A 25,658-nucleotide genomic window follows, 5' to 3' on the forward strand; every position below is an offset into this window, starting at 1 on the left:
CACCTGCCGGCACGTCCGGCGCCACACGCGGCCGCGTCGTACGACCGGCCGCGTGCCATTTAAACCGCCATACCGAAGGAATTCATCATGGTTGAACTGCATACGAACCACGGCGTGATCAAGCTCGAGCTGGACGCCGCGAAGGCACCGAAGACGGTCGAGAACTTCCTCAACTACGTGAAGAAGGGCCACTATGACGGTACGGTGTTCCACCGCGTGATCAACGGCTTCATGATCCAGGGCGGCGGCTTCGAGCCGGGCCTGAAGCAGAAGCCGACCGACGCGCCGATCGACAACGAGGCGAACAACGGCCTGAAGAACGACAACTACACGATCGCGATGGCGCGCACGAACGATCCGCATTCGGCGACCGCCCAGTTCTTCATCAACGTCAACGACAACGACTTCCTGAACCACTCGTCGCCGACGCCGCAAGGCTGGGGCTACGCGGTGTTCGGCAAGGTCGTCGAAGGTCAGGACGTCGTCGACAAGATCAAGGCCGTGAAGACGGGCAACGCGGGTTTCCATCAGGACGTGCCGACTGACGACGTCGTGATCGAAAAGGCCGTGGTGGTCTAACGCACCAGCCGTAACGGAGGCACTTCGATGTTGCAGGAGAGTCCGCCGCGAAGCGTCTCCGCGGGCGTGCCGGGCGAGCGCGAATACGCGCAAGCCGCACGCCCGTTCCTGTTTCTCTCCGATCTGCATCTGAGCGAGGCGATTCCGAAGACGGTCGCCGCGTTCGAGCATTTCGTGAAATACACCGCCGACAGCGCCGACTCGGTGTTCATTCTCGGCGACCTGTTCGAATACTGGATCGGCGACGACGTGCTCGACGACGATCCGTTCGCGGCCCGCATGGCCGCGCTGATGCATACGTTCTCCGAACGCGGCATTGCGCTCTACGTGATGCACGGTAACCGCGATTTTCTGCTCGGGCGGCGCTTCATGAAGGCGGCCGGTGCAATCCTGCTGCCCGACCCGGCGCTGATCGTGGCATTCGGCCAGCGCATCGTGCTCGCGCACGGCGATGCGCAATGCACGGCCGATCGCGGCTACCAGGTGTTTCGGCGATTTGCGCGCAATCGCGTCGCGCAGGCGCTGTTCCTCGCATGGCCGTTCCGCTGGCGTCGCGCGCTCGCGCAGCGGATGCGCTCGAACAGCGAAGCGGGCCGGATGCGCGCTGCTTCGTCCATCTACGATGTCACGCGTGAAGGCGTGGCCGCGCTATTCCGGAAAAGCCGCGCGAGCGTGATCATTCACGGCCATACGCATCGCCCTGCCCGCCATCTGGAACCGGGCGGAATTCGCTGGGTGCTGCCCGACTGGGATCTGGATCACGGCACGCCGCGCGGCGGTTACTTGCGTGTCGATGCGGAAGGCATCCACGCGATGCCGCTCGAGTAACGCATTCGACTGCATTCCGCTGACGGCGCTCGACGCGTCTGGCGCCGCCGGCATGCGGCGGGTTACGACTGCCGTTCGACTGCGTTGCCTTCCAGCACAGCCGACAGCCGGCGCAGGTCGAGTCGCGCTGCGTCGGCACCCTGCAGCGTTTCCAGATGCGTGCCGAGCCGCTCCAGCGCCGCGACGATCTCGTCGACGCGCCGGCTCTCCTTCGCCGCGTGATCGATCAGCCCGTGGATCGCGAGCGACATCGGGTCGTCCGCGTTCGGCGTGATCCCGTATGCGCAGAATGCGGCACGCTCGGGTTGCGGCTTCGGTTGCGCCGGCATCACGATGCGCGCCGGATTGCCGACCGCGGTGCCACCCGCCGGCACCGGCTTCACCACGACCGCGTTCGAACCGATCTTCGCGCCCGCGCCAACCGTGAAACCGCCGAGCACCTTCGCGCCCGCGCCGACGATCACGCCGGGTTCGAGCGTCGGATGGCGCTTCGCGCCGCGCGTGAGCGATGTGCCGCCGAGCGTCACGCCCTGATAGATCGTGCAGTCGTCGCCGACGATCGCGGTCTCGCCGATCACGACACCCATGCCGTGATCGATGAACACGCGCCTGCCGATCGTCGCGCCCGGATGGATCTCGATCCCCGTCAGGAAGCGGCCGACCTGCGACGCGAAACGGGCGAGCCAGTAGCGTTTCGCGCGCCAGCATGCATGCGCAAACCGATGCAGCACGAGCGCATGCAGGCCCGGATAACAGGTCAGCACTTCCCAGGCACTGCGAGCGGCGGGATCCCGCTCGCGTATCGTCGCAACGTCTTCGCGCAGTCTAGTGAACATGATCGGATCTGGGCTGAGGAAAAGGCCGGCGGGCGCCGCCGGCAATGGCCGGTCGTTATCTTGCCGGGTAATTTGCTTATGACGTCCGGCGATTGTAGGGCCACTCGCGAGCGGCCGCTCGGCGTCGCGCGTTCACCCGCCGGCGGCACGGGTATTCGACGGAAACGACCGTTCCGGCGGCCCGACAATGACTGCTTGCAGGCACCGCAAGATGCATGGGCCGCCATCCCCGCCAACCAGTGCACCGCGACGGACGCAAGCGGCGCCACCCCATCACAGCCGTCGAACGCGAAAGCGCGCGGCAGCCGCCGCGCCGGACGCCTACGCGTCGCCTTCGGCCGTTCCCGACTTCAGCAGGATGTGCTTCGCGATGCCGCGCAGGATGTTGACTTCCTCGCGCTCGAGACCGGTGCGCGCGAACAGGCGCCGCAGCCGCGGCATCAGCTTCTTCGGGTTGCGCGGATCGAGAAAATCCAGCGCGATCAGCGCGTTTTCGAGGTGCGCATACATCCGCTCGATCTCGTCGCTCTGCGCGAGCGTGCCGACGTCGACGTGCGCCGCGGGCGACGCCTCGCTTGCCTGCGCCAGGAACGCGACGCGCAGTTCGTACGCGAGCACCTGGATCGCTTGCGCGAGGTTCAGCGAGCTGTAGGCCGGATTTGCCGGGATATGGGCAAGCGCACTGCATTGCTCGACGTGCTCGTTCGCGAGACCCGTACGCTCGTTGCCGAACACCAGGGCGATATCGCCGCCGCCCACCTGCGTGCACGCGTGCTCGGCGGCCGCGCGCGGCGCGAGGCGCGGCGGCCCGTATTCGCGCGTGCGCGCGGTCAGCGCGATCGACCAGTGGACGCCGGCCAACGCGTCGCCGAGCGTGGGCACGACATGCGCGGACGCGAGGACGTCGTCGGCGCCGCTCGCCATCGCGATCGCGTCGGGATCGCTCTGCACGTGCGGCACGCGCGGCGCCACCAGCACAAGGCGAGAGAAACCCATCGTCTTCAGCGCGCGGGCGGCCGCCCCGACATTGCCGGGATGGCTGGGCTCGACGAGCACGAAACGGATTGATGTGAAGCCGCCGGACGGCGGCGGAGACGAGGCGCCACCCGATTCGGACGGCGCGGTGGGGTTCTGCGGAGTTTCCACTACATACGGCTCGGTTCATCGGAATGGCAGTATGGTATCGCCATCGTCGCGACAAACCCACTCGTCCGGACGGCCAGTGGGGTTTCCCCGTATTCGGAGCCCCCGAAACGTTCGAAAATCGGGTAAAATCATGCGCTTACGCGTCGCACACCGCGCGGCGCGGGTCGTACCCCGCTCTTTGTCAATTCGCGTCTCATTTCGCCCGGCACGTTCGCGCTGCTCCGGGCGGTATGTTCCACTTCGTGGCGGCCCGTGCCGTCGGCTACAGGATCCAGGCTCATGCATCCCATGCTCAACATTGCTGTCAAGGCTGCGCGCCGCGCCGGACAGATCATCAATCGTGCATCCCTCGATCTCGACCTGATCGAGATTCGCAAGAAGCAGCAGAACGACTTCGTCACCGAAGTGGACAAGGCCGCCGAAGAGGCGATCATCGAGACGCTGAAAACCGCTTACCCCGACCACGCGATCCTTGCGGAAGAATCGGGCGAATCGGAGAACGAATCCGAATTCAAGTGGATCATCGATCCGCTCGACGGCACGACGAACTTCATCCACGGCTTCCCGTACTACTGCGTATCGATCGCGCTCGAACACAAGGGCATCGTTACGCAGGCCGTCGTCTACGATCCGAACAAGAACGACCTGTTCACGGCCACGCGCGGCCGCGGCGCTTACCTGAACGACCGCCGCATCCGCGTCGGCCGGCGCGACCGCCTGGCCGATGCACTGGTCGGCACGGGCTTCCCGTTCCGCGAAAAGGATGGCCTCGACGCATACGCGCGCCTGTTCACTGAAATGACGCAAGCCTGCACGGGCCTGCGCCGCCCGGGCGCGGCCGCACTCGACCTCGCGAACGTCGCAGCGGGCCGCCTCGACGCGTTCTTCGAGCAGGGCATCAACGTGTGGGACATGGCGGCCGGCAGTCTGCTGATCACCGAAGCCGGCGGTCTCGTCGGCAACTACACGGGCGACGCCGATTTCCTGCATCGCCACGAGATCGTCGCGGCGAACCCGAAGATCTACGCGCAGATGATCCCGATCCTGAACCGCTACAGCCGGCTGCATCCGGCAGCGGAATAAGCCCGCGCCCGTGCGGCGCGGCTTTTGCGTCAACCACTCGCTGGCACCGTCATGATGAAGCGCCTGCCGCCTTCCGGTCGTCCGGAGCGCGAAGTACTCTTCTTCTCGCGGGAGTCGCTTCAGGCGCCCGTGCCGAGCTTGCCCGAGTGGTCCGGCGTGCCGCCGCGCGTCGCGCGCTTTCCGTCGCCTGACGATCGGCTCGCGACATGCGCGCGCGACGGACGCCGCCGCGGGCATGCCGGCCGCAGCCCGTTTCAACACCGCCACGGCTTCGTGGCGACCGTATCCGACTACTCATGTTACGGCTAAGCGAAATCAAACTCCCGCTCGACCATCCCGAGAGCGCCCTTGAAGCCGCGATTCGCGCGCGCCTCAAGGAGCTCGGCGTGGCCGCGGACGGGCTCCTCCGTTACACGGTGTTCCGCCGTGCGCACGACGCGCGCAAGCGCTCCGACATCAAGCTCACGTATATCGTCGATGTCGAGGTCAAGGACGAAGCCGCCGTGTTGCCGCGGCTCGCCGGCACGCCGCATTGCGGCGTGACGCCCGACATGACGTACCACTTCGTTGCGAAGGCGCCCGAGCACGGCAACTTTCTGCGTCCGGTCGTGATCGGCATGGGCCCGTGCGGGCTGTTCGCCGGGCTGATCCTCGCGCAAATGGGCTTTCGCCCCATCATCCTCGAGCGCGGCAAGGCCGTGCGCGAGCGCACCAAGGACACGTTCGGCCTGTGGCGCAAGAGCGTGCTCAATCCGGAGTCGAACGTGCAGTTCGGCGAAGGCGGTGCCGGCACGTTCTCCGACGGCAAGCTGTACAGCCAGATCAAGGATCCGCACCACTACGGCCGCAAGGTGCTCGACGAATTCGTGAAGGCCGGCGCGCCCGAGGACATCCTGTATCTGAGCCGGCCGCACATCGGCACGTTCCGCCTCGTCAGCATGGTGGAAAAGATGCGCGCGAGCATCCATGAACTGGGTGGCGAAGTGCGCTTCGAAACCCGCGTCGAGGATATCGACATCGAACACGGCAAGGTGCGCGCGCTCAAGCTGTCGAACGGCGAAACGTTGCGCTGCGATCACGTGGTGCTGGCCGTGGGCCATAGCGCGCGCGATACGTTCCAGATGCTGCACGATCGCGGCGTCTACGTCGAAGCCAAGCCGTTCTCGCTCGGTTTCCGGATCGAGCATCCGCAGGGCGTGATCGATCGCAGCCGCTTCGGCAAGTTCGCGGGCCACAAGCAGCTCGGCGCGGCGGACTACAAGGTGGTTCACCACTGCAGCAACGGCCGTGCGGTCTACAGCTTCTGCATGTGCCCGGGCGGCACGGTGGTCGCGGCAACGTCCGAGCCGGGGCGCGTGGTCACCAACGGGATGAGCCAGTATTCGCGTGCCGAGCGCAACGCGAACGCCGGCATCGTCGTCGGCATCACGCCGGAAGATTATCCGGGCGGCCCGCTCGCGGGTATCGCGTTCCAGCGCAAATGGGAAGAGCGCGCGTTCGAGCTCGGCGGCGGCGACTACAGCGCGCCGGGCCAGCTGGTCGGCGATTTCATCGCGGGCCGGCCGTCGACGTCGCTCGGCTCCGTGGTGCCGTCGTACAAGCCGGGCGTGCGCCCGACCGACCTCAGCACCGCCCTGCCCGACTATGTGATCGAAGCCATTCGTGAAGCGCTGCCGCAGATCGACCGCAAAATCGCCGGCTTTGCGATGCACGATGCGGTGCTCACCGGCGTGGAGACGCGCACGTCGTCCCCGATCCGGATCCGGCGCAAGGACAACTACCAGAGCTTGAACGTCGAAGGGCTGTATCCGGCGGGCGAAGGCGCCGGGTATGCGGGCGGCATTTACTCGGCAGCTATCGACGGGATCGAGGTCGCGCAGGCGGTGGCGCTCGATCTGGTGTCGGCGCAAAAGTCCTGATCGGTTCGACCCGCCCGGCGCGCGCAGTGGCGTGCGCCGGGAGATACCGGCCCTTCAACGCCCGAGCGGCGACGCGAATGGATCGCCGGGTGCCGTCGGCTGCGATCTGCTGCACCTCGCTACACGGCGATCTTCGCGCTTGTGCATCGAAGCGGCTGGTAAATTCGGAGCACCCGGGCAGCAACTTTACGCCGGACCTATGACCACGCCGTCGTCCGAGCCCTTTGCTCGCCACACTCAAACGATGCAGCGGTACCTGCTCGTTATTGGACAAAGGTCGGCGTAGAAAGCTACGTCAAGAGCTACGCCGATAATTTTGGCGATGGACTGCCACCGAACCCCGACGTTCGTCTCGGACGCTCCCCGGCAATCCACGATGGAGCTTGTTTGCCTGGACCGGGTTACGACGGCGCAGCATGCAGTGTCGGCGGGTGATCGGTAACACCCATCGCGTGCTTCGAATTGCAGTTGCAAGGGCGGCACAAATTCGCACCTTCCTTGGGCCGACCTGCGCGCGGCAAACATGCACTGGTGAAAACCGGGCGTTGTCACATTCGCATGTCGACACGGGCTATTTTTTGCCGGGCAGCTCGCTGGCGCGCTGCACCCGAAACGTGGGCAGGCGCCAGCCAAACCGAAGCGAAGCGAGCCGAATGGCGACGCAGACGATCGTCGCGCACCATGGAGTCCACCACTGCGTCCAATGCGCGGACGAGAACAGAACCTGCGTGCCCGCACCGGCGAGCGCAGCCGTCGCATAAACCTCGCGGTCCAAAATGGCCGGCAGGCGCGAAAGCACGACGTCGCGCATGACACCGCCGCCGACCGCAGTCACGATGCCGAGCACAATGGCGAGCTCCGCATTGTGTCCGAAGCTCAGCGCCTTTTGCGCACCGGCCACGGCGAACAGGCCGAGGCCAATCGCATCGAAGAAGAGGACGGGCTGCCGCAGACGGCGTACCGGCGCATACGCGAAAATTGCGACTGCGGTCGCGAGCACGGAAGCCGCCAGATATCTCCAGTTTGAAAGCCCCGCCGGCGGGATCGCGCCAATGCAGACGTCACGCACGATTCCGCCGCCGCATGCCACCATGAACGCGATGGACAAGATGCCGAACAGGTCCAGCCGCTTTTGGCGAGCAGCCACCGCGCCGCTCATGGCAAATACGAATGTCCCGACCAGATCGAGAGCGAAGTACGCCGCGTGCGAATTCACGCCGACGGATCTCGCTTGTCGAGCCACGCGCCGGCCGCGCATAGCATCGCTTCCAGCCCCGTACGCAGCGTCGGGTCGAGTACCGGCGCGAACTTCGGCGAATGGTTACTGGGAATTTCGTTGAGCTTTTTCTCTGCCAACGCCTTTGCGAATGTATCCGGATCGGTTCCGCCGATGAACCAGAACACATATGGCGCGCCCCATTCGCGGCCGAATACGCTGAAGTCCTCGCTCGCCGCCGCCGGGGGCGTTTCGTAGGCGCGTTCGCCAAAGTGCGCTTCGAACGCCGCCTGCACACGCTCGCTTGTCTGCGCGTCGTTGATCGTCAGCGGATAGCTCGAGAGCGTCGTGAATTCGGGCTCGCGTGGTGCGTTGGACGCCATGCACTCCGCACAGCAGATGCGCCGGATAGCCCCCAGCATGTATTCGCGCACGTCTTCATCGAATGTGCGCATGTTGAGCTTGAGCGTCGCGTCGTCGGGGATGATGTTCTCTTTCGTTCCAGCCTGTAGCGCACCAATCGTCAGCACCGCACTATCGCGCGGGGAGATTTCCCGCGATACGATTGTCTGCAGGCGGAGCGCGGTCGACGCCGCCATGATGACCGGATCGATCGAGGTTTGTGGCTGCGATCCGTGCGAACCGCGCCCAAACAGCCGTACCTTCAAACTGTCTGCCGCCGAAAGAATCGTGCCGCTCCGGTAGCCGACCGTGCCCGCTGCGCCAACCATGACGTGCTGACCAAGGATCACGTCAGGCTTCGGGAAGCGCTCGGCCATGCCGTCGTCAATCATGCTGCGGGCGCCGCGCGCCACTTCCTCGCCCGGCTGAAAGACCGCCATCAGCGTTCCGCGCCACGCGTGCCGGTGCGCGGCCATCAGGTGCGATACACCCATCAGCCACGTCACGTGCATGTCGTGGCCGCACGAGTGCGCGACGCCCACTTCGAGGCCATCCTCGTCCTTCGCCGTCACCGTGCTGGCATAGGGCAATCCGGTCGCTTCTGCCATCGGCAGCGCATCCATGTCGGCGCGCAGCATTACAGTCGGACCGTCGCCGTTGCGTAACACTGCCACGACGCCAGTCCCGCCGACACCCCGCGTGACGTCATAGCCGACATTCTCGAGATAATCGGCTGCAATACGTGCGGTGCGCACTTCTTGCATCGACAGTTCGGGATGCTCATGCAGATCCTTGTAGATCGCTTCGAGTTCGGGCAAGAGGCTTTCCACGGCGCCCTTGGTCGCTTCCACCAATGCAGGCATGATCGATCCTTTCAAATGGTTCGTTGCGGTGGCCGATGTCGCATTGCACGCGCCGGCCGGCGGTGAAGCCCGGAAGCACTTGCAGCCGATCTGGCGGCCCGGCGGCGGGAACGACGTACGCATTTCGCCGACCAGCGTCATCCGATGCATGCGACAAGGTGAAACACGGAACATCCGGGCGAGTCGCCTCTGCCCTGACACTTCGTATGACGTTTCCGTCAGATCGTCTACTGCCCCGAAGCGGGACAGGAATACAAGGGAACCATAGTCCGAGTAGCGGCAATCCGAAAGCTCCTGTCGAGTCATCGGACAGAGCGGTCGCCCGCAGGGCCGTGTCGCCGAGACCGCGCATGGCGCCTTCCGGCCGAAAGGCGAACTTCGCGCTCGCGCGTCAGGGCCGCTGGTAAACTCTGGCGGCCAAAGCAACTTTTCGCGGCCACATGAGTATGCAAGCCACCGCAGCACCTGCACCCGGGCTCGAGATAATGCAGCAGTATCTGCGCCGTGTCTGACAACGCAAAAATCAAAACCTGCGCCAAAACATGCACCGTTATGCAATGTTGACGGAGTCGCTATGCCATTAACCGTGGGCATGCTCGCCCGGCGTTGCGGCATTACTGTTCGTGCGTTGCACTACTACGATCAGACAGGCTTATTGAAGCCGATCGGACGCTCCACTGCAGGCTACCGGTTGTATGACGAAGCCAGCGTTTCGACAATCAAGACGATCCAAGCACTGCGCGGTCTGGGCCTTACACTAGACGCGATTGCACGAATGCTGCACACCCGGCAGATTGCTTTGGCGGAAGTGATCGTCGAAAGCCGCCGGGCGATCGCCGCGGAGCTGACAAGATTGAATACGCTGAACGAGCGACTCGCGGTCCTGCAAGCCGCCTCCGATTCAGGCATGACTTGGCGTGACACCGACTGGCCAGACACCCTCGCCTTGCTCGATCGATATCGGGAACACTTCAACACGGCCGAAATCGCGGAGATCCTCGCGCGTTGGAAAGGCATGGAAGCCACCTTGTCGCAGTTGTTCACCGACGTGCGCGACGCAATGGATCGACGTGTGCCGCCCGATGCCCACGAAGCGCAGAGGCTCGCATATCGCTGGTTAGGCGCCGCGATGCAATGGATGGACGGCGACGTCACCATTACGCGGCGCTGGCGGAAACTGCACGGCGAAGCAGCGCAAGCTCCGGACCATGCGGGGCTTGACCATACGCTGATCGCCTACATCGAACCGGCGACTCGTCTGCATCTGGCGGCCTTGAGGCGTCACCTCACCGATGATGATTTGCAACGCCTGGACAAGACGCTGTCGGCAGAATGGCTCACGCTAGGCGCAGATGTCGAACTGGCGATTGCTTGCGACGCCACCGCCGATTCATCCGCGCTCGTGAGCCGCTGGCGCTCGCTGCTCGACCGAACGACACGTGGGGACGCAGCGCTGCGACGCAAGCTGCTGGATGCCCTGTCTGAAGAGCCCATGCTGCAAGCGGGCCATCCGATGAGCCCCGACGTACTCACGTGGCTGCAACGCCAAGAAGCAGTTGACGCCGAACATGCCAATAATGGGCCCGGAGCTTGACCCTCACGTGAACGTCAGGGTTCATGCTGGCTCCCTTTCAACGGAGAAAGCGCATGAACCCCATCCCGGACGATCGACTCGCGTTCCGAATCGGTGCTCGCCCCGTTCGATCGAAGCGGCTGGAAGGCGGCATTCTCGCCACACAGGTAGGAAACGAACCGCCCGCCGTCGTCGTGCTAAACGGTGGACAAGCCTTCGTCGCGAAGACGACCTTGCGGCGGTTGCGGCGCGACGTGCGCCGCGTTGCCGGTATTCTGCCTGCCGGCACACCGTTCGTATTGCTCGGCTATCCTGACGCGCCCGGTACTCAATACCGGATCGCCGACATCGCAGAGCAAATTGCCCGCGGCATCGCCGCGCATTGGAAGTGCACGACGCTCATGGGCATCTCGTTCGGAGGTGTCGTCGCGGCGCGCCTCGCGGCTTCCCACCCGACGCTCGTTTCCCGACTCGCGCTGGTCTCGAGTGCGCACCGCCTGTCCGCTGGAGGCTGCCGGCTCGTCGAACAGCAGATCGTCCACGCGGCTCGCTCCGATTACGTGAGGCTGCTCGAAACGATGTCCGGGTGCTTCCGCGCATGCTGGCGCAATGTGCTCCTCCGTGCGGCGTTGTTCGGTCGACGCCACGACATCGCATCGTTGGTGAACGAAAGAGACGTCATTGTGCGTACCTTGCGCGCGTTGCGCGACGATGCGGACGACGATTCGCCTTGGCCGCAGAAAATCCGCGCGGATACGTTAATCGTCTGTGGCGCCTCGGATCCGATCTTCGCCGACGCAATCCATGAAACGTCCGCGTGGGTGCCGGCTGCGACCCGTCACACGCTCTCAGGCGAAGGGCATATGGTGATGATCGAGCGCCGGCGGCAGGTTGCCCGCCTCATCGGTAAATGGCTCGATCCGCGTTCTTGAACCGCACGCCTCAGTACGTCTGGTCTTTGTTACCGTCAGACGCGGGTCGCGGCGGTAAAGCCGTGTGATAACGCGCGCTTGCTCACGCGAGCACTCGGCGTGAGCTTCACGCACAGATATTGACAAATTTCACATACTTTGCGTGCAACGAATTCACTAGGATGATTACCTGCTTTGCTGATTCAATTTTTCGGAAGGAATGAATGAAAAATGAACACATCTGTCCGACATGCGGCCACTGCGCTTACGCTTTTGATGAGCGCACAACTTTCGCACTCGCAAGCCATCGCGGCTGACGCACCCCAATCCAATGGCGCCCTTCCAGTAACCGTGCCTCAACCTGACTACACTTCGCAACGCGTAAAAGTCGGTTTGTCGAGCGCAGAAACGACGCTCGTCCTTCCGTGGTTCGTGCAAGACCTGATCGCAACAGCCAACGCCAGCCGTTCACTGGACGAAGCTGCCCATGATTATGCAGGGCGTCTTAAGCGCGGCCTATAAACAATAGTCCGTTGTCGATCCTCGAACGCCGAGGCTTGCAGCCTCATCGGCGAAGCTCGCTTTCTGCATCGCCACGAGATCGTCGCAGCGAACCCGAAGATCGACGCGCAGACGATCGCTGAACCGCTACCGCCGCGCACATCCGGTAGCCCGGCAATCGCCGCCGTGCGTGGCGCGCAATTCAACGGCCCGTGTCCGCTTCATGCGGCACGGGCCGTCGACGTCTGACGCGGGACGATGCGCGGTGTGCATTTTCCACGCACGTGCGTTGGCGTTCGAGCGCCGCAACGGTCGGCCAATCGACCAATCCGGAACGCCATCGTCGACGCCGCTGGTAAACTCGGGCAACTCAAGCAACTTTACGCCGGATCTATGACCACGCTGTCGCCCGAGGCCTTTGCTGGCCACACTCCAATGATGCAGCAGTACCTGCGCATCAAGGCCGATCACCCCGACACGCTCGTCTTCTACCGGATGGGCGACTTCTACGAGCTGTTCTTCGAGGATGCCGAGAAAGCGGCACGCCTGCTCGACCTGACCCTCACGCAGCGCGGCGCATCGGCGGGCAACCCGATCAAGATGGCCGGCGTTCCGCATCACGCGGTCGAGCAATACCTGGCAAAGCTGGTGAAGATGGGCGAATCGGTCGCGATCTGCGAGCAGATCGGGGATCCGGCCACGTCGAAGGGTCCCGTCGAACGCAAAGTCGTGCGCGTCGTCACACCCGGCACGCTGACCGATGCGGCACTACTGTCCGACAAGAGCGACGTCTACCTGCTCGCGATGTGCACGGGCCACAACAAGCGCGGCGTCGCGGTCAACATCGGCCTCGCGTGGCTGAACCTCGCAAGCGGCGCACTGCGGCTCGCAGAAATCGAGCCGGACCAGCTCGGCGCCGCGCTCGAGCGCATCCGCCCCGCCGAAATCCTGACCGCGGACGGCGCAACCGACACCGTGCCCGCCGGCGCTGGCGCAATCAAGCGCGTACCGGCATGGCACTTCGACATCGCATCGGGCACCCAGCGGCTGTGCGACCAGCTCGACGTCGCGGGCCTCGACGGCTTCGGCGCCCATTCGCTGACGAGCGCATGCGGCGCAGCCGGTGCGCTGCTGCTGTACGCGGCGGCCACCCAGGGCCAGCAGCTGCGTCACGTGCGCAGCCTGAAAGTAGAAAACGAAACCGAATATATCGGGCTCGATCCGGCGACACGCCGCAACCTCGAATTGACCGAAACGCTGCGCGGCACCGAATCGCCGACGCTGTATTCGCTGCTCGACACCTGTTGCACGACGATGGGCAGCCGGCTGCTGCGTCACTGGTTGCATCATCCGCCGCGCGCATCGGTCGCCGCGCAGGCGCGCCAGCAAGCGATCGGCGCGTTGCTCGATGCGCCCGCGAATGCGAGTCTCGATGCATTGCGCAGCGCGCTGCGCCAAATCGCCGACGTCGAGCGGATCACCGGGCGTCTCGCGCTGCTGTCAGCGCGGCCGCGCGACCTCTCGAGCCTGCGCGACACGTTCGCCGCGCTGCCGGCATTGCGCGAACGCATCGGTGCGATCGTTGCAAACGCGGACGCGCTTGCCCGCATCGACGCGGCGCTCGCGCCACCCGCGGAATGCCTGGACCTGCTGACGAGCGCGATTGCCCCGGAGCCCGCCGCGATGGTCCGTGACGGCGGCGTGATCGCGCGCGGCTACGATGCGGACCTCGACGAGTTGCGCGACATCTCCGAGAACTGCGGGCAGTTTTTGATCGATCTCGAAGCACGCGAACGTGCGCGCACCGGCATCGCGAACCTGCGCGTCGAATACAACAAGGTTCACGGCTTCTACATCGAGGTCACGCGCGGCCAGACCGACAAGGTGCCCGACGACTATCGCCGTCGCCAGACGCTGAAGAACGCGGAGCGCTACATCACGCCCGAACTGAAAACCTTCGAGGACAAGGCGTTGTCCGCGCAGGAACGCGCGCTGGCTCGCGAGCGCGCGCTGTACGACGGCGTGCTGCAGGCGCTGCTGCCGTTCATTCCCGAGTGCCAGCGCGTCGCGTCCGCGCTTGCGGAACTCGACGTGCTCGCCGCGTTCGCCGAGCGTGCGCGCACGCTCGACTGGGTCGCGCCTACGTTTACCGACGAGATCGGCATCGAGATCGAACAGGGCCGCCACCCGGTCGTCGAAGCGCAGGTCGAGCAGTTCATCGCCAACGATTGCCGGTTCGGCGCCGAGCGCAAGCTGCTGCTGATCACCGGCCCGAACATGGGCGGTAAATCGACGTTCATGCGCCAGACGGCGCTGATCGCGCTGATGGCGTACGTCGGCAGCTACGTGCCCGCGAAATCGGCCTGCTTCGGCCCGATCGACCGCATCTTCACGCGAATCGGCGCGGCGGACGACCTCGCCGGCGGCCGTTCGACCTTCATGGTCGAAATGACCGAAGCCGCGGCGATCCTGAACGACGCGACCCCGCAAAGCCTCGTGCTGATGGACGAAATCGGCCGCGGCACGTCGACTTTCGACGGCCTCGCGCTCGCGTGGGCCATCGCGCGCCATCTGCTCGCGCAGAACGGCTGCTACACGCTGTTCGCGACGCACTACTTCGAACTGACACAACTGCCGGCCGAATTCCCGCAAGCGGCAAACGTTCACCTGTCGGCGGTCGAGCACGGCCACGGCATCGTGTTCCTGCACGCGGTGAACGAAGGTCCCGCGAACCAGAGCTACGGGCTGCAGGTCGCGCAGCTGGCGGGCGTGCCGGCGCCCGTGATCCGCGCGGCGCGCAAGCATCTCGCGTATCTGGAACAGCAGTCGGCCACGCAGCACACGCCGCAGCTCGATCTGTTCAGCGCGCCGTCGGTGGCGGGCGACGCGTTCGAATGCGCGGATGCGCCCGCGGCATCCCCCACCCCGCATCCTGCGCTCGAAAAGCTGCGAGGCATCGATCCCGACGACCTCAAGCCGCGCGACGCGCTCGACCTGCTGTATGAATTGCGCGCGCTGGTTCGCTCGCACGATGCCGACGGGCACGCATAAACGCGTCGCGTCGGGCGTACCCGCCCGCGCCGCCGCCGCCGCGCTGATCGCGGCGGCGCTCGCACTGGCCCAGGGTGAAGCGCTGGCCGCACCGCCGAAGCGCTCGGCCGCGCCCTACTCGTTCGCGGTCGTGTCCGGCGTAATCGACGCACCGGCTGACGAGCCGACTGCCCAGCGGCTGCTCGATGCGATCGCGCGGGAGCGTGGCCTGGCGTTCGTCGTCTATGCCGGCGACCTCAAGGGTGCGAGGGAAGCATGCCGCGACGCGCTATACACGCAGCGCGGCGCAATCCTGAACGCGGCGCGCGCGCCGCTGGTGTTCGTGCCCGGCCACGATGACTGGGTGACCTGCGGCACGACGGCCGGCGGCGGCTACGATCCTGTCGAGCGGCTGGATTTCGTGCGGCAGTCGCTGCTTGCCGACGCGGCGCTGCCCGATCCCGGCGCACTGCCGATCACGCGCGAAAGCGAGGTCGCGCGCTTCCGGCCGTATCGCGAAAACGCGCGCTGGATGCATGACGACGTCGTCTACGTCGCACTTAACGCACCGGCGCCGAACAATCATTTTTTGACGGCCGGCGGCCGCAACGGCGAGTTCGAGGACCGCGTGGTCGCAAACGGCTTCTGGATCGACCATGCAGCCGAATTTGCGAAGCGGCGCGATGCGCGTGCGATGGTGGTGATTTTCGAAGGCGATCCGCAATTCGATCGCTACGAACGCGCCGAACGTTTTGCGTGGCTGCGCTTTAACCGGCCGCGCGTGCGCGACGGCTTTCGCGAGCTCAAACGTACGTTGGTGAAGGCAGCGGCGACGTTCCGCGGCCCGATACTGGTGATGCACGCGAGCAGCGTGCCGCTGCCGAACGGTTTTCTGATCGATCGGCCGCTGCATGCGGACGACGGTGTGCTGGTCGGGAATGTGACGCGGGTCGCCATCGGACCGCGTCATCCGGCGACTCAATGGGTGAAGGTGAACGTATCGCCGGCACGGCAGACGATCTTCAACGTGAGCCTGCAGGAGGTACCGAAGAACCTGCCGGTTCCGCCCGCGCTGCCGGCCGTACCGCGCGACGACGTGCCGCTGCCCCAGATGCCCGAGATCCCTGCGCTGCCTGCATTGCCGGACTCGTCGTCGGTTGCGCCGCCGCTGCAAGGCGACGGTACGCCGCCGAGCGGTGCTGCGTGGCCCGCGCCGCCCGCTGCTTCGGGGCCGGCGCCGGGCCTGCCCGCCAGTTCAGTGCAGCGTACGCCCTGACGGCGTGTCGCCGTCGTCGTCTTCGTCCTCGTCGACGATTTCGAGGCCTTCCGCGCCGTGCGCATGCTCATGCTCGATCTCGTCGTCGGTCGCTTCGCGCACGTCCTTCACCGTGAGCGCGAAACGCAGCGCCATGCCTGCGAGCGGGTGATTGCCGTCGAGCACGACCTTGTCGTCGGCGATGTCGGTGACCGTATAGATCAGCGAATCCACTTCCTCGTCGCCGTCTTCCGGCGTGCCTTCGAACTGCATGCCCACTTCGAGCGGCTCGGGAAAACGATCGCGCGGCTCGATCTTCACGAGTTCGGGATCGTAGTCGCCGAACGCGTCCTGCGGCTCGAGCTGAATCTGCGCCTGGTAACCGGGCTCCTGGCCGTCGAGCTGTTCCTCGATCTTGGGGAACGTGCCATCATAGCCGCCGTGCAGATAAACCATCGGCTCGTCGCTTTCCTCGATCAGATTGCCTTGCGCATCCGACAGCTTGTAAGCGACCGACACGACGGTGTTTTTTGCGATTTTCATCCAATTCTCCCAAATACAAGTCTCATTATACGATGCGCAACCGGTCTCAAGCCGAACCGCGGGACGCCGCTGCCGCCCCGCTCGGCGCGCCGCCCCCCGATCATCCCACACCGCTGCTCGGCGGCCTCACGCCCGCGCAATTCATGCGCCGCTACTGGCAAAAGAAACCGCTGCTGATCCGTCAGGCGATCCCCGGCGTGAAGCCACCGGTCACGCGCGATGCGCTGTTCGAGCTGGCAGCCGACTATGACGCCGAATCGCGACTCATCACCCATTTTCGTAACAAGTGGCAACTGGCGCACGGTCCGTTCGAACCGGGCGCACTGCCGGCCGTGTCGCGCAAGTCGTGGTCCCTGCTCGTGCAAGGGCTCGACCTGCACGTCGACGCCGCCCGGGCGCTGCTCGACCGGTTCCGCTTCGTGCCGGACGCGCGGCTCGACGACTTGATGATTTCCTATGCGACCGACGGCGGCGGCGTGGGCCCGCATTTCGACTCGTACGACGTATTCCTGCTGCAGGTCGAAGGCCGGCGCCGCTGGCGAATCGGCGCGCAGACGGACCTGTCGCTGCGGCCCGACGTGCCGCTGAAGATCCTCGAGCATTTCGAGCCGAGCGACGAGTGGGTGCTGGAGCCGGGCGATATGCTGTACCTGCCCCCGCACATCGCGCACGACGGCGTGGCCGAGGGCGAATGCATGACCTGCTCGATCGGCTTCAGGGCGCCGTCGGCCGGCGAACTGGGCGCGCAGTTCCTGTACTACCTCGCGGAACGCGGCGGCCTGCGCGATGACCGCGGCGACGCACTCTACCGCGATCCAAAGCAGCCGGCCGTCGACACACCCGCACAGCTGCCGCCTGCGATGGTCGATCGCGTCGCGGAGATCGTCGACGCGATACGCTGGCGCAAGCGCGACGTCGCGCAATTCCTGGGCTGCTACCTGAGCGAACCTAAATCCAACGTCGTATTCGAGCCGCCGGCGCGCCCGCTGTCCGAGGCCGCATTCGTCGCGCAGGCATCACGTCGCGGCGTATATCTCGACAGAAGGGCCGCATTGATGTATAACGCGCGCTCGTACTTCATTAATGGCGAAGAAGAACCGCTCGAGCAGGCCGGTGAATGGCTGCCGGAGCTGGCGAATCGGCGTCGGATGGAGGCGAAACGGTTTGTAACACTATCCCGGGTTCCCTCAATGACAGCCTTGCTGCACGAGTGGTATTGTGCGGGCTGGATACGGGTCGGAAGCCGGATTTAGTGAATCGCCCCGTATGCCCGTGCAGATCAAATTCTGTATGGGAAAGACAACGTATTGACCCCGCATTTGTCGACGGTCGATAGGAAAGTGCATATAATTTCCGCCCAAGCCGTAGGGAAGATTCACGCTCTAGAAGTGCGTCTCCACCAGCGGCCCAGGTCGGTGTTGGAGCACATTACCGGTATTGTTTCGCGCTGTTGCTTACCTTTAACCATAAAAGGACGTGATCATGAAGAAATCCCTCCTCGTAGCTTCCCTGTTGGCTGCTGTTGCACTGGCTGCTTGCAACAAGAGCGCTGATCAAGCTGCTTCGTCGGCTGCTAGCGACGCTGCTGCTGCTGCTTCGTCGGCTGCTTCGGCAGTTGCTGGTGCTGCGAGCGACGCATCGGCTGCAGCTTCGTCGGCTTCGGCTGCTGCGAGCGATGCAGCTGCTGCTGTGGCGTCGGCTGCTTCGGCAGCGACGGCTGCTCCGGCTTCGGGCGCAAGCCAGTAAGCCTCAGCATCAGCTGAAAAAAAACCGGCCCGCGAGGCCGGTTTTTTTACGTCTGTCGGTTCCGCGCACCGCGCGATGCCGCCACGGCGGCCGGCCACGCCGACCGCCCTCTTCCACGCCCGCTCAGCCGAGCGTAAGCCAGTCGAAACCCGTATCCTGCGTGGCGACGACTACCTCCTCCCCGTCCGTTCCCAGCACGCCGGCAAATGCCTGCCGGGCCAGCTCCGGCCGGTTGTTCTGCTGGCTCAGGTGAGCCGCCACGAGGTGCTGGAGGCGGCTGCGTTCGAGCGATGCGAGGATACCGGCCGCGGCGTCATTGCTGAGATGGCCGTGCGTGCCGCCAATGCGCGCCTTCAGCGACTGCGGGTAGCGGCTCCCGGCAAGCATCGCGGTATCGTGGTTCGATTCCAGCACGAGCGCGTCGCAGCCGCTCAGCACGGCCGTGATGTGCGGCGTGGCCATGCCGACGTCGGTCAGCACGCCGAGCCGGCGGCAGCCGTCCATGAAGACGAATTGAAGCGGCTCCCGCGCGTCGTGGGGCACCGTGTAGGGGATCACGGCCAGATCGCGTATCGCGGCCGTCTCGTCGCCCCACAGTACGTGCAGGTCGACGTCGGCTTCATCCGCCCCGACGGCTCGGGCCGTGCCCCAGCTCATGTAGAGCGGCAGCGAGCCGCGCCGCGCGAGCGTCAACGCGCTGCCGACGTGGTCGCTGTGTTCGTGGGTGACGAGGATCGCATCGAGATCGTCGATGCCAAGATTCAGTCGGCCGAGCCGGCGCTCGACCTCCTTCGCAGAAAAACCGCAGTCGAGCAGCACGCGGGTGGTCGTCGTGCCGCTCGACACCTCGACGACCAGCGCGTTGCCTTCGCTGCCGCTACCGAGGCTGGCGAAGCGCACGCGATCAGTTCAGTTGGGCGTGCAGCAGCGAAATGATCCGCTGCGCGTCCGACGAGTTGTCGATCTGGCCGTTCGCGTCGACTACCGCCACCTGCGTGCCGCCAGTGCCCTGCGCGCGCACGTTGACCAGATATTCCTTGCCGGGCTTGGCCGCCGACGGGCCGCCGTAGAACAGCTTGCCGAACAGGCCGTCGCGCTTCAGCTCCTCCATCGTGTTCGCGTAGCGCACCGTGTACAGACCCTTCTCGCGGTCGCGGTTGTCGACCGCGAAGTTGGTGCGGTCGAGCGCGAGACCGACGCGCAGCCACGCACGGTCAAACGATTCCGCGAGTTGCAGCGTCGCGGCGCCGCCGCTCGTGTCGCGGACCTGCGCCGGCGCCGTCGCCGGACGCGCGTCAGCCAGCAGCTGCTTCGCCTGCGCATCGCTCAGCCCGAACTTCTGCATCAGCTTCGACAGGAACACGGCCTCGAGCACCGGGTTGCGCGGACGCTCTTCCCAGCGCGACGACGTGCCGCCCTGCGGACCGACCATCATTTCCTCCATCGCGCTGTGCGTGATCGAGATATCGGTGTTGCCGTCCGGCGTCCGGTTCACGAGCGTACGGAAGCGGTCGCGCGTGCCCGACGAGTACGCGAAGTCGATGACCTTGCCGATCGTACGGCGGAACCAGTCGTCCGGAATGTTTGCGCGGTTCTCGGCCCAGTCGGTAGCCATGATGCCGGTCGACGGTGCGTCGGTCTTCAGCGAGAAGCCGTTCTCCTGCCAGAATTCCTTCAGGATCGGCCACAGCTGCTCGGGCGTGCGGCCATCGACGACGAGCCAGCGGCGATCGCCGTCGCGCTCGATGTGCATGCCGAGCGGATCCTGCGCGCTCGGCACGCCGTCGGTCGCATTGCCGGCGGCGGTGGTCGCCCGCGGCGGCAGCGTGCCGAGGCCGGCGTTGCTCGGCGGTGCGACGAACTGCTGGGTCGTCGGCACCGGCTTCAGGTCGCTCGGCACTGCGAGCGGCGGTGCCGAGCCCGTGTTCTTGTAGTTGACCTTGTCGGGGGCCAGATAATCGTTCAGCGTATCGCAGCCGGCGAGCGCGCCCAGCGCCAGCGCCATCACCGAAACCTGGATGGCGCGAGAGGAAAAGGCGAAACGTTTCATGAAATCCTTCGTCTTGCTAGAACGCTCGTCAGGAGCGGCGCCGGACGGAGCCGGCCGGTGCGGGTTGATCAGGGGTCGAGCCGGCGGCCGCAGAACGCGGCCGCCCGTGCATCAGGCGAGGACGCCGGCCTCGACGAGAGCCGAACGCACGACATCGTGGCAACGCTCGTCGAGCGGCGTGAGCGGCAGGCGGATGCCGCCCTGCATCTTGCCCATCGTCTGCAGCGCCCATTTCACCGGAATCGGGTTCGCCTCGATGAACAGATTCTTGTGCAGCGACAGCAGCTTCATGTGCAGCGCGCGCGCCGTCGCGACGTCGCCGGCCAGCGCGGCGCGGCACAGTTCGCTCATCGCGCGCGGCGCGACGTTCGCCGTCACCGAAATGTTGCCGTGGCCGCCGAGCAGCATCAGCGCGATCGCGGTCGGATCGTCGCCGCTGTAGATCGCAAAATGCTTCGGTGCGGCCTTGATCAGGTGCGCGGCACGGTCGATGTTGCCGGTCGCTTCCTTCACGCCGATGATGCCCGGCACCTGCGCCAGGCGCAGCGTGGTCTCGTGCGTCATGTCCGCGACCGTGCGGCCCGGCACGTTGTACAGGATGACCGGCAGATCGACCGCTTCCGCGATCGTCTTGAAATGACGGTACATCCCTTCCTGCGTGGGTTTGTTGTAGTACGGCACGACCTGCAGCGTCGCGTCGGCGCCGACCGCCTTCGCGTGCTTCGACAGCTCGATCGCCTCGGCAGTCGAATTGCCGCCTGCGCCCGCGATGATCGGAATGCGCTTCGCCGCATGCTCGACGGCCGTGCGGATCATCAGGATGTGCTCTTCGACGTTGAGCGTTGCCGACTCGCCGCTCGTGCCGACCACGACGAGCGCGTCGGTGCCTTCCTCGATGTGCCAGTCGATCAGTTTGCGAAACGCCGGCAGATCGAGACTGCCGTCTTCGAGCATCGGGGTGACGATCGCGGGGATGCTGCCGCGGATTTGAATGCCGTCTTGGGTGCCGTTAGCCATGAAACGCGATTGATTGATGTACCGGTAAACGTTGGGATTGTAACGGATTAGCCGGGCAGTTCGTAACGTGGAATTCCCGCCCCCGCCGTCGGGGTCGCGCCCTCGCGTACCGCGCAGATGCGTTGCACGAACGCCGGGCGTGGCGCGGCGACAAATCCGTCCTCGTATGCGACTACCCGCAGATGGCCGCGCACCGCGTCCAGCAGCTCGCCCGGGGCGAGCAGGAACGCGGGATTGGACGGTTTGCCGACCGTTTCGTTTCCTTGCGCGAAGGTTTCGTAGATCAGCACGCCGCCCGGGGCGACCGCATCGAGCAGATGGGGCCAGAGCGGTCGATGCAGATAATGGGTAACGATTACGGCCGCGAACGACACGCCCGCCGGCAACGGCCACGGTGCGCCTTCCAGATCCGCGTCGCGCGCGTCGACAGCGGGAATCGCGCGCAATGCGCCGAGTGCGGCCGGATCGCGATCGAGCGCGACAACCGGGTGCCCGTGCGACGCGAACCAGCGCGCATGGCGGCCGCCGCCCGCGGCGACGTCAAGCACCGCGCCGCCCGCGGGGACGAGCCGCGACCAGCGCGCAACCCAGCGCGACGGTTCGGTCTGGGCGACGTGGCCGCCCGCGGCGGTAATGACGGGTTCGCGCATGCCGTCCGCTCAGGTGTACGACAGGCCCATCGCCTCGCGCACGTCGCGCATCGTCTCGACCGCGTGCTTGCGCGCCTTGTCGCAACCGTCTGCGACGATCGCACGCAGCAGCGACGGGTCGTCCATGTACTTCTGCGCGCGTTCGAGCATCGGCTGCTGTTCGCGCAGGATTCCTTCGACGACAGGCTGCTTGCAGTCGAGGCACCCGATGCCCGCCGAGCGGCAGCCGTTCTGCACCCACTGGTGCGTCGCTTCATCGGTATAGACCTGGTGCAGCTGCCAAACAGGGCACTTGTCGGGGTCGCCCGGATCGGTGCGGCGCACGCGCGCGGGATCGGTCGGCATCGTGCGGACCTTCTTCGTGATCGTCTCCGCGTCCTCGCGCAGCCCGATCGTGTTGCCGTACGACTTCGACATCTTCTGGCCGTCGAGGCCCGGCATCCGCGACGCTTCGGTCAGCAACGCCTGCGGCTCGACCAGAATGATCTTGCGGGCGCCCTCCAGATAGCCGAACAGCCGCTCGCGATCGCTCATCGACAGGCTCTGCGATTCCTGCAGCATCGCACGCGCCTGCTCGAGCGCTTCGTCGTCGCCGTCCTGCTGGTACGCGTTGCGCAACTCGTGATAGAGCTTCGCGCGCTTGCCGCCGAGCTTCTTCGCGGCTTCGAGCGCCTTCTCCTCGAAGCCCGGCTCGCGGCCGTACAGGTAGTTGAAGCGGCGGGCGATCTCGCGCGTCATCTCGACGTGCGGCACCTGATCTTCACCGACCGGCACGAGCGAGCCGCGATACAGCAGGATGTCGGCCGCCATCAGCACCGGGTAGCCGAGGAAGCCGTAGGTCGACAGGTCCTTGTCCTTCAGCTTCTCCATTTGCTCCTTGTACGTCGGCACGCGTTCGAGCCAGCCGAGCGGCGTGCTCATGCCGAGCAGCAGCGCGAGTTCCGCGTGTTCCGGCACCTTGCTCTGGATGAATAGCGTTGCCTGCGCCGGATCGATGCCGGACGCAAGCCAGTCGATCAGCACGTCCCACACGTTCTTCTCGATGACCTCGGGCGTTTCGTAGTGCGTCGTAAGCGCATGCCAGTCGACCACGCAGAAGAAGCACGGGTACTCGGACTGCAGCTTCACCCAGTTTTTCAGCACGCCGTGGTAGTGGCCGAGGTGCAGCGACCCGGTGGGTCGCATGCCGGAGAAAATACGATCTGGGAACATGATTGTCGTTAGAAAAGCGAGGCGAAGGGGGACAGGATGGCGCTCAGCACGCCGGCCGCGGCGTTCACAAGCGGGCGCAGCCAGAAGTTCGTCAGCATGCCCGTCGCGACGAGCACGAGGACGATGATGAAACCGTACGGTTCGATGCGCGACAGCGCGATCGATTGCTTCGGCGGCAGCAGCGCCGCCAGGATGCGGCCGCCGTCGAGCGGCGGCAGCGGAAAGAGGTTCAACACGCCGAGCACCAGGTTCGCGCTGACGCCCGCATAGGCCATCCGCGTGAAGAATGGTTCGTCGATGCCGACGACTGGCAGCACGATGGTCAACACGCCCCATACCAGCGCTTGCACGAAGTTGCAGGCCGGCCCCGCGAGGGACACCCACAGGCTGCCCCAGCGCGGATCGCGCAGGTTGCCGAACGACACCGGCACCGGCTTCGCATAGCCGAACAGAAAGGCGCCGCCCGTCAGGAAATACATCGCGAGCGGAATCGCGATCGTGCCGAGCGGGTCGATGTGGCGCATCGGATTGAACGATACGCGTCCCATCATGTACGCGGTGTTGTCGCCCAGCAGGCGTGCGGCATAGCCGTGCGCGGCCTCGTGCAGCGTGATCGCGAAGATCACGGGCAGCGCGTAGACGGCGATGGTCTGTATCAGGGAAGCATCCATATCGCGTTATTGTAACAAGCGCACTCGCGCAAAAATGAACGGCGCTTACGCAACCGACAATCCGAACGGTTCGAGCGCGCCGCGCCCCGCGCGCACGAGCTGCGGCACGTCTGCCGTCAGGTCGATCACCGTCGACGGCTCGCGCGGACACGCGCCGCCGTCGATCACGAGATCGACCTGCTTCTCGAGCCGCGCGCGGATCTCCTCGGGATCGTTCAGCGGCTCGTCGTCCGGCGGCAGGATCAGCGTCGTGCCGAGCAGCGGCTGGCCGAGCGACTCGAGCAGCGCGAGCGTGATCGCGTGATCGGGCACGCGCAGCCCGATCGTCTTGCGCGACGGATGCGACAGCCGGCGCGGCACTTCCTTCGTCGCCTGCAGGATGAACACGTACGGGCCCGGCGTCACAGATTTGATCTGCCGGTACTGGCGGTTGTCCACCATCGCGAAGTTCGCGAGTTCCGACAGGTCGCGCACGAGCAGCGACAGGTGCTGCTTCTCGTCGAGGCCGCGAATGCGGCGCACGCGCTCGACCGCGTCCTTGTCGTCGAGATGGCAAGCGAGCGCGTAGCTCGAATCGGTCGGCATCGCGATCACGCCGCCCTTGCTGACGATGTCCGCTGCCTGCTTGATCAGGCGCGGCTGCGGATTATCCGGATGAATCCTGAAGAACTGGGACATGGAGGCACGTAAAGAAGGGAAAGTCGGATGCGCGCGCGGGCGCCGACGCGAACGGCCAGCGGCCTCGACGCGTCAGAGCCAGCGCTCCCAGACCGGTTTCAGCTCGGGCGGCAACGGCGGCAGGCCGCCGAGTTCGACGCGGCCCTCGCCCGGCGCATGGAAATCCGAGCCGCGCGACACTTCGAAGCCGAAGCGGCGCGCGACGTCCGCGTATTCGCGATACTGGTCGGGCGTATGGCTGCCCGTGATGACCTCGATCGCGCGGCCGCCGAGATCGATGAATTCGCCAAAGAACGCGTCGAATTCGACCGGCGTGTAGCGGTAGCGGCCCGGGTGCGCGACCACGGCCTCGCCGCCCGCCGCGCGGATCCATCCGACGGCATCCGACAGCGTCGCCCAGCGGTGCGGAACGAAACCGGGCTTGCCGTCGCCGAGCAGGCGATCGAACACGTCCGACGTGGATGCGGCGTGGCCGTTCTCGACCAGGAATCGCGCGAAGTGCGTGCGCGAAATCAGGTCGGGATTCGAAACATACTTCAGCGCGCCTTCGTACGCGCCGGGAATACCAAGCGTCTCGAGTTGCGCGCCGATCGCCTGCGCGCGGGCCGCGCGGCCGTGGCGCGTGCGATAGAGGCCGTCGACGAGCGTCGGGTTCGACGGATCGATGTGCAGCCCGACGATGTGCACCGTGCGCGACGCCCATGTAACCGAAATCTCGACACCGCTCAGGTAGCGCATGCCGAGCGCTTCCGCCTCGCTGCGCGCCGCCGCCTGGCCGCCGATTTCGTCGTGGTCGGTCAGCGCCCACAGGGTCACGCCGCCGGCATGGGCGCGGCGCGCGACGTCGGCAGGCGACAGCAACCCGTCGGAAACATTCGAATGGCAGTGGAGATCGGCGTTCATCGTCAGTATGGCAGGTGAAGCTTCATTCTACTGCAATGCGGCAATT

At 65.5% G+C, this 25,658-nt stretch carries 25 protein-coding genes and 1 pseudogene; 12 read left to right on the forward strand and 14 right to left on the reverse strand.

All coding sequences use genetic code 11. The features are described from left to right. The first annotated feature begins 87 nt into the window (after window positions 1-87). Both WK25_RS10065 and WK25_RS10070 read left to right on the forward strand, forming a co-directional pair. On the forward strand, window positions 88-579 hold the full coding sequence (locus WK25_RS10065) for a peptidylprolyl isomerase (RefSeq protein ID WP_040144534.1): 492 nt from the start codon (window positions 88-90) through the stop codon (window positions 577-579). Window positions 580-606: 27 nt separating this feature from the next. Continuing rightward, window positions 607-1,407, forward strand: a complete 801-nt coding sequence (locus WK25_RS10070; protein WP_040144535.1) for a UDP-2,3-diacylglucosamine diphosphatase — start codon at window positions 607-609, stop codon at window positions 1,405-1,407. Between the two features lie 62 nt (window positions 1,408-1,469). On the opposite strand, the gene cysE is transcribed toward WK25_RS10070, so the two are convergent. Both cysE and WK25_RS10080 read right to left on the reverse strand, forming a co-directional pair. Continuing rightward, entirely contained in the window at window positions 1,470-2,243 is a 774-nt protein-coding gene (gene cysE, locus WK25_RS10075) for a serine O-acetyltransferase (RefSeq protein ID WP_040144536.1), read from the reverse strand. Between the two features lie 321 nt (window positions 2,244-2,564). Beyond that, window positions 2,565-3,389 carry an RNA methyltransferase gene (locus tag WK25_RS10080; protein ID WP_069241523.1) on the reverse strand — a complete coding sequence of 275 codons (825 nt, stop codon included), beginning with the start codon at window positions 3,387-3,389 and terminating at the stop codon, window positions 2,565-2,567. A 279-nt stretch (window positions 3,390-3,668) separates the two neighbouring features. Between WK25_RS10080 and WK25_RS10085 the strand changes: the two genes are divergently transcribed. Next, on the forward strand, window positions 3,669-4,472 hold the full coding sequence (locus tag WK25_RS10085) for an inositol monophosphatase family protein (RefSeq protein ID WP_040144538.1): 804 nt from the start codon (window positions 3,669-3,671) through the stop codon (window positions 4,470-4,472). Window positions 4,473-4,768: 296 nt separating this feature from the next. Beyond that, window positions 4,769-6,391 (forward strand): NAD(P)/FAD-dependent oxidoreductase, encoded by a 1,623-nt coding sequence (locus WK25_RS10095; RefSeq protein ID WP_069241524.1) that lies wholly within the window; start codon window positions 4,769-4,771, stop codon window positions 6,389-6,391. 571 nt (window positions 6,392-6,962) lie between these two features. Here WK25_RS10095 and WK25_RS10100 read toward each other — a convergent pair. Both WK25_RS10100 and WK25_RS10105 read right to left on the reverse strand, forming a co-directional pair. After that, window positions 6,963-7,607: a trimeric intracellular cation channel family protein gene (locus tag WK25_RS10100; protein WP_069241525.1), complete on the reverse strand. Its 645-nt coding sequence runs from the start codon at window positions 7,605-7,607 to the stop codon at window positions 6,963-6,965. Continuing rightward, a complete protein-coding gene (locus WK25_RS10105; RefSeq protein ID WP_069241973.1) occupies window positions 7,604-8,872 on the reverse strand; it encodes a M20 family metallopeptidase in 1,269 nt (422 codons plus the stop codon). Before WK25_RS10105 ends, WK25_RS10100 begins: the two co-directional genes overlap by 4 nt. A 574-nt stretch (window positions 8,873-9,446) precedes the next feature. On the opposite strand from WK25_RS10105, the gene WK25_RS10110 reads away from it, so the two are divergent. The 6 genes and pseudogenes from WK25_RS10110 (at window position 9,447) to WK25_RS10125 (ending at window position 16,163) form a co-directional block, all read left to right on the forward strand. Further along, window positions 9,447-10,466 (forward strand): MerR family transcriptional regulator, encoded by a 1,020-nt coding sequence (locus WK25_RS10110; RefSeq protein WP_069241526.1) that lies wholly within the window; start codon window positions 9,447-9,449, stop codon window positions 10,464-10,466. A gap of 53 nt (window positions 10,467-10,519) precedes the next feature. Continuing rightward, complete coding sequence (locus tag WK25_RS10115; RefSeq protein WP_167432644.1) at window positions 10,520-11,377, forward strand: alpha/beta fold hydrolase; 858 nt, start codon at window positions 10,520-10,522, stop codon at window positions 11,375-11,377. Between the two features lie 210 nt (window positions 11,378-11,587). After that, window positions 11,588-11,878 (forward strand): hypothetical protein, encoded by a 291-nt coding sequence (locus WK25_RS31185; protein ID WP_156789025.1) that lies wholly within the window; start codon window positions 11,588-11,590, stop codon window positions 11,876-11,878. Window positions 11,879-11,926: 48 nt separating this feature from the next. Next, window positions 11,927-12,032 (forward strand): annotated as a pseudogene (locus WK25_RS32400) (inositol monophosphatase); the annotation flags it as partial. A 218-nt stretch (window positions 12,033-12,250) separates the two neighbouring features. After that, window positions 12,251-14,908 carry a DNA mismatch repair protein MutS gene (gene mutS / locus WK25_RS10120; RefSeq protein ID WP_040144541.1) on the forward strand — a complete coding sequence of 886 codons (2,658 nt, stop codon included), beginning with the start codon at window positions 12,251-12,253 and terminating at the stop codon, window positions 14,906-14,908. Further along, complete coding sequence (locus WK25_RS10125) at window positions 14,889-16,163, forward strand: hypothetical protein (protein ID WP_069241528.1); 1,275 nt, start codon at window positions 14,889-14,891, stop codon at window positions 16,161-16,163. The genes mutS and WK25_RS10125 overlap by 20 nt, the downstream gene beginning before the upstream one ends. On the opposite strand, the gene WK25_RS10130 is transcribed toward WK25_RS10125, so the two are convergent. Then, window positions 16,143-16,685 carry an FKBP-type peptidyl-prolyl cis-trans isomerase gene (locus WK25_RS10130; RefSeq protein WP_040144543.1) on the reverse strand — a complete coding sequence of 181 codons (543 nt, stop codon included), beginning with the start codon at window positions 16,683-16,685 and terminating at the stop codon, window positions 16,143-16,145. The genes WK25_RS10125 and WK25_RS10130 overlap by 21 nt on opposite strands. Before the next feature lie 32 nt (window positions 16,686-16,717). Here WK25_RS10130 and WK25_RS10135 point away from each other — a divergent pair, with 32 nt between their 5' ends. Continuing rightward, window positions 16,718-17,938, forward strand: a complete 1,221-nt coding sequence (locus WK25_RS10135) for a cupin domain-containing protein (RefSeq protein WP_040144544.1) — start codon at window positions 16,718-16,720, stop codon at window positions 17,936-17,938. A gap of 54 nt (window positions 17,939-17,992) precedes the next feature. Continuing rightward, window positions 17,993-18,238 carry a hypothetical protein gene (locus WK25_RS32405; RefSeq protein ID WP_011657350.1) on the forward strand — a complete coding sequence of 82 codons (246 nt, stop codon included), beginning with the start codon at window positions 17,993-17,995 and terminating at the stop codon, window positions 18,236-18,238. A 20-nt stretch (window positions 18,239-18,258) separates the two neighbouring features. Here WK25_RS32405 and WK25_RS31680 read toward each other — a convergent pair whose 3' ends face one another. The 9 genes from WK25_RS31680 to WK25_RS10175 form a co-directional block, all read right to left on the reverse strand. Beyond that, window positions 18,259-18,441, reverse strand: coding sequence for a hypothetical protein (locus WK25_RS31680; RefSeq protein ID WP_162474623.1), 183 nt, complete (start codon window positions 18,439-18,441; stop codon window positions 18,259-18,261). A 113-nt stretch (window positions 18,442-18,554) separates the two neighbouring features. After that, window positions 18,555-19,331, reverse strand: coding sequence for an MBL fold metallo-hydrolase (locus tag WK25_RS10140; protein WP_040144545.1), 777 nt, complete (start codon window positions 19,329-19,331; stop codon window positions 18,555-18,557). A 4-nt stretch (window positions 19,332-19,335) separates the two neighbouring features. Beyond that, a complete protein-coding gene (gene bamC, locus WK25_RS10145) occupies window positions 19,336-20,481 on the reverse strand; it encodes an outer membrane protein assembly factor BamC (RefSeq protein ID WP_059546103.1) in 1,146 nt (381 codons plus the stop codon). A 111-nt stretch (window positions 20,482-20,592) separates the two neighbouring features. Next, complete coding sequence (gene dapA, locus WK25_RS10150; protein ID WP_040144547.1) at window positions 20,593-21,498, reverse strand: 4-hydroxy-tetrahydrodipicolinate synthase; 906 nt, start codon at window positions 21,496-21,498, stop codon at window positions 20,593-20,595. Between the two features lie 47 nt (window positions 21,499-21,545). Beyond that, a complete protein-coding gene (locus WK25_RS10155; protein WP_069241529.1) occupies window positions 21,546-22,148 on the reverse strand; it encodes a class I SAM-dependent methyltransferase in 603 nt (200 codons plus the stop codon). 9 nt (window positions 22,149-22,157) lie between these two features. After that, on the reverse strand, window positions 22,158-23,360 hold the full coding sequence (locus tag WK25_RS10160; RefSeq protein WP_040144549.1) for a tryptophan--tRNA ligase: 1,203 nt from the start codon (window positions 23,358-23,360) through the stop codon (window positions 22,158-22,160). 8 nt (window positions 23,361-23,368) lie between these two features. Next, window positions 23,369-24,031 carry a site-2 protease family protein gene (locus tag WK25_RS10165; protein ID WP_069241530.1) on the reverse strand — a complete coding sequence of 221 codons (663 nt, stop codon included), beginning with the start codon at window positions 24,029-24,031 and terminating at the stop codon, window positions 23,369-23,371. A gap of 45 nt (window positions 24,032-24,076) precedes the next feature. After that, window positions 24,077-24,709 carry an L-threonylcarbamoyladenylate synthase gene (locus WK25_RS10170; RefSeq protein ID WP_040144551.1) on the reverse strand — a complete coding sequence of 211 codons (633 nt, stop codon included), beginning with the start codon at window positions 24,707-24,709 and terminating at the stop codon, window positions 24,077-24,079. A gap of 72 nt (window positions 24,710-24,781) precedes the next feature. After that, window positions 24,782-25,612: a 3',5'-nucleoside bisphosphate phosphatase gene (locus WK25_RS10175; RefSeq protein ID WP_069241531.1), complete on the reverse strand. Its 831-nt coding sequence runs from the start codon at window positions 25,610-25,612 to the stop codon at window positions 24,782-24,784. Between the last annotated feature and the right edge of the window lie 46 nt (window positions 25,613-25,658).

The organism is Burkholderia latens (assembly GCF_001718795.1).
GTDB lineage: Bacteria > Pseudomonadota > Gammaproteobacteria > Burkholderiales > Burkholderiaceae > Burkholderia > Burkholderia latens_A.

Bases quoted from the DNA above. Each gene is read 5' to 3' on its own strand.
- WK25_RS10065 (WP_040144534.1), top strand. From the start codon at position 88: ATGGTTGAACTGCATACGAACCACGGCGTGATCAAGCTCGAGCTGGAC.
- WK25_RS10070 (WP_040144535.1), top strand. From the start codon at position 607: ATGTTGCAGGAGAGTCCGCCGCGAAGCGTCTCCGCGGGCGTGCCGGGC.
- cysE (WP_040144536.1), bottom strand. From the start codon at position 2,243: ATGTTCACTAGACTGCGCGAAGACGTTGCGACGATACGCGAGCGGGAT.
- WK25_RS10085 (WP_040144538.1), top strand. From the start codon at position 3,669: ATGCATCCCATGCTCAACATTGCTGTCAAGGCTGCGCGCCGCGCCGGA.
- WK25_RS10095 (WP_069241524.1), top strand. From the start codon at position 4,769: ATGTTACGGCTAAGCGAAATCAAACTCCCGCTCGACCATCCCGAGAGC.
- WK25_RS10105 (WP_069241973.1), bottom strand. From the start codon at position 8,872: ATGCCTGCATTGGTGGAAGCGACCAAGGGCGCCGTGGAAAGCCTCTTG.
- WK25_RS10110 (WP_069241526.1), top strand. From the start codon at position 9,447: ATGCCATTAACCGTGGGCATGCTCGCCCGGCGTTGCGGCATTACTGTT.
- WK25_RS10115 (WP_167432644.1), top strand. From the start codon at position 10,520: ATGAACCCCATCCCGGACGATCGACTCGCGTTCCGAATCGGTGCTCGC.
- WK25_RS31185 (WP_156789025.1), top strand. From the start codon at position 11,588: ATGAACACATCTGTCCGACATGCGGCCACTGCGCTTACGCTTTTGATG.
- mutS (WP_040144541.1), top strand. From the start codon at position 12,251: ATGACCACGCTGTCGCCCGAGGCCTTTGCTGGCCACACTCCAATGATG.
- WK25_RS10125 (WP_069241528.1), top strand. From the start codon at position 14,889: ATGCCGACGGGCACGCATAAACGCGTCGCGTCGGGCGTACCCGCCCGC.
- WK25_RS10130 (WP_040144543.1), bottom strand. From the start codon at position 16,685: ATGAAAATCGCAAAAAACACCGTCGTGTCGGTCGCTTACAAGCTGTCG.
- WK25_RS10135 (WP_040144544.1), top strand. From the start codon at position 16,718: ATGCGCAACCGGTCTCAAGCCGAACCGCGGGACGCCGCTGCCGCCCCG.
- WK25_RS31680 (WP_162474623.1), bottom strand. From the start codon at position 18,441: ATGCTGAGGCTTACTGGCTTGCGCCCGAAGCCGGAGCAGCCGTCGCTG.
- bamC (WP_059546103.1), bottom strand. From the start codon at position 20,481: ATGAAACGTTTCGCCTTTTCCTCTCGCGCCATCCAGGTTTCGGTGATG.
- dapA (WP_040144547.1), bottom strand. From the start codon at position 21,498: ATGGCTAACGGCACCCAAGACGGCATTCAAATCCGCGGCAGCATCCCC.
- WK25_RS10155 (WP_069241529.1), bottom strand. From the start codon at position 22,148: ATGCGCGAACCCGTCATTACCGCCGCGGGCGGCCACGTCGCCCAGACC.
- WK25_RS10160 (WP_040144549.1), bottom strand. From the start codon at position 23,360: ATGTTCCCAGATCGTATTTTCTCCGGCATGCGACCCACCGGGTCGCTG.
- WK25_RS10165 (WP_069241530.1), bottom strand. From the start codon at position 24,031: ATGGATGCTTCCCTGATACAGACCATCGCCGTCTACGCGCTGCCCGTG.
- WK25_RS10170 (WP_040144551.1), bottom strand. From the start codon at position 24,709: ATGTCCCAGTTCTTCAGGATTCATCCGGATAATCCGCAGCCGCGCCTG.
- WK25_RS10175 (WP_069241531.1), bottom strand. From the start codon at position 25,612: ATGAACGCCGATCTCCACTGCCATTCGAATGTTTCCGACGGGTTGCTG.